The sequence below is a fragment of the Teichococcus deserti genome (genome assembly GCF_001982615.1).
GTDB lineage: Bacteria > Pseudomonadota > Alphaproteobacteria > Acetobacterales > Acetobacteraceae > Pseudoroseomonas > Pseudoroseomonas deserti.
The window spans coordinates 1-2,046 of sequence record NZ_MLCO01000555.1; the positions used below are offsets into that span (position 1 = coordinate 1).

Sequence of the window (2,046 nt, forward strand, 5' to 3'; positions counted from 1 at the left end):
CACCCAGTCCAGCCCGCCGGCCCAGGGACGGATGCTGCCGGCGGTGCTTTCCGCCACCAGCACGGCGGAGGGCGCCGGGCTGCGGCGGGCGGCCAGCATGGCGCCGAAGCCGCCGGCCTCCTCATCGACCACCGCGTGGAATTCCAGCCGGCCGTCCAGCTTGACGCCCAGCCGGTGCAGCGCGCGGCAGGCGGCCAGGCAGGCGGCCAGCCCGGCCTTCATGTCGCCCGAGCCGCGGCCATACATCCTGCCGCCGGCGATCTCGGCGCCGAAGGGGTCGCGGGTCCAGCCAGCGGGGTCACCCACCGGCACCACATCGACATGGCCGCACAGCGCCAGGCTTTTCTCCGACGTCCCCGGCAGGGAGGCGATCAGGTTGGGGCGATCCGGGAAGGGGTATTCGCGGGTCGTGGCGAAGCCGAGCGACTGAAGCTCGGCCTCCAGCAGGTCCTGGACTGCGGCTTCCTGGTTCAGCCCCGGGGCGCGCTCGAACTTCGGGTTGACGCTGGGGATGCGCACCAGCCGGACCAGAAGATCCAGCGTGGCCGCGGCATCTTCCGCGAGGGCCTGGCGCAGCCGGGCCTCGAGGTCGGCGCTCATGCCGGCACCGCGGCGGCCATGGCCTGGCGCAACAGCGGCGCCAGGCGGTCGGCCCAGAGGGCGATGCCGGCCGCATCGGCCAGCAGGTCCTGGCGCACCTCGATCAGCAGCGCCGGCAATCCGCGGGCATCGCCATGGACGGGCACGGTGTAATCCTCGTCGATCTCGATCTGATAGGGCTGGTTGTCGCCGGTCTCGATGCCCTGGGCGCGCAGCCCTTCAACCAGCGGCCGGGCGAAGCCTTCAGCGCGATCGTAAAGCAACCCGGCCTCCCAGATGCGCGGCACGCCGCGATAGACGGGCGTGAAGCTGTGCACGCCGACGACGCAGGCGGGACGGCCGGCGGCCTGGCGGGCATCCAGCTCCGCCGTCACCGCCTCGGCGAACGGAAAGAAAAGCTCCCGCTCGCGGGTGGCGGCGTCCCCGGGGCGCAAAGCAAGGTTGCCGGGGATGACGGTGTCCTCGCTGCGCGCCGGGATGCTGGACGGCGTGCCGGGCGGGCGGTTGCAGTCGATCACCAGCCGCGAATAGCCGCTGGCGATCAGCATGGCATCCAGCCGCGCCGACAGCGCCTTGGCCAGCAGCAGCGCGCCGGGGTCCCAGCCGATATGCCGGTCGATCTCGCCGGGCGGCAGGCCAAGGCCGCCGAGGGATTTCGGCAGGCGGTTGCTGGCATGCTCGCACAGCAGCAGGCAGGGCGAGGCGCCGTCGCGGTTGTGCCAGGTGACCGCCGGCGGCTCGCCGGGCCCGAGCAGGCGGGGCATCAGTAGACCGCCCGGTAGCGGGCGCAGAGCTCTTCGGGCGACAGCCCCTCGACCAGCGCCATTTCCTTCCGTTTCACCGCCAGCAGGCATTTCTGCAGGTTCACCGGCAGGGCGGCGGTCAACAGCGGATCGGCCTCGAAGGCGGCAAGCGCGGCGGACAGGTCGCCCGGCAGGCGGCGGACGCCCAGGCTTTCCAGCTCGGCTTCCGGCAGCTCGGAAGGATCGGAATTGACCAGCGGCGGCTGCGCCAGGCCTTCGCGCAAGCCCGACAACCCGGCCAGCACCAGCCCGACCAGCGCCAGATAGGGGTTGGCGGTGGCGTCGGTGGCGCGGAACTCGACATTCATCTGCCTGGCCGGATCGGCGCCGGGCATGGTGACCACCGGGCAGATGCGCAGCCCCGCCTCGCGGTTGCGCTCGCCCAGGCAGGCATAGGCGGCCGACCAATGGTGCGGCTGCAGGCGGAGGTAGGAAATCGGGCTGGGCGCGGTCAGCGCCAGCAGCCCCGGCATGTGGCGGACGATGCCGGCGCAGAAGCGGCCGGCGGCTTCCGACAGGGCGCCGGGGCGCGTCTCGTCGCGCATCGCCGGGCGGCCGCCGGCATCGCGCAGGCTCAGATGGATATGCACGCCGTTGCCGACGCCGTCGGGCGCGGTCTTGGGGGCGAAGCTGGCGCGCCAGC

2 protein-coding genes and 1 pseudogene are annotated in these 2,046 nt (G+C 72.8%); all 3 read right to left on the reverse strand.

Translation table 11 applies throughout. The features are described 5' to 3' along the window. Window positions 1–600, reverse strand: a 600-nt coding sequence (locus BKE38_RS30015; protein WP_131829820.1) for a M20 family metallopeptidase, incomplete at its 3' end; no start/stop codon positions are given. Then, window positions 597–1,364, reverse strand: coding sequence for an N-formylglutamate amidohydrolase (locus BKE38_RS30020; RefSeq protein WP_076960709.1), 768 nt, complete (start codon window positions 1,362–1,364; stop codon window positions 597–599). The genes BKE38_RS30015 and BKE38_RS30020, both read right to left, overlap by 4 nt. Next, a pseudogene (locus tag BKE38_RS30025) lies at window positions 1,364–2,046 on the reverse strand (glutamine synthetase); the annotation flags it as partial. The gene BKE38_RS30020 and the pseudogene BKE38_RS30025, both read right to left, overlap by 1 nt.

Coding starts and splice junctions, on each gene's coding strand:
- BKE38_RS30020 (WP_076960709.1), bottom strand. CDS start 1,364: ATGCCCCGCCTGCTCGGGCCCGGCGAGCCGCCGGCGGTCACCTGGCAC.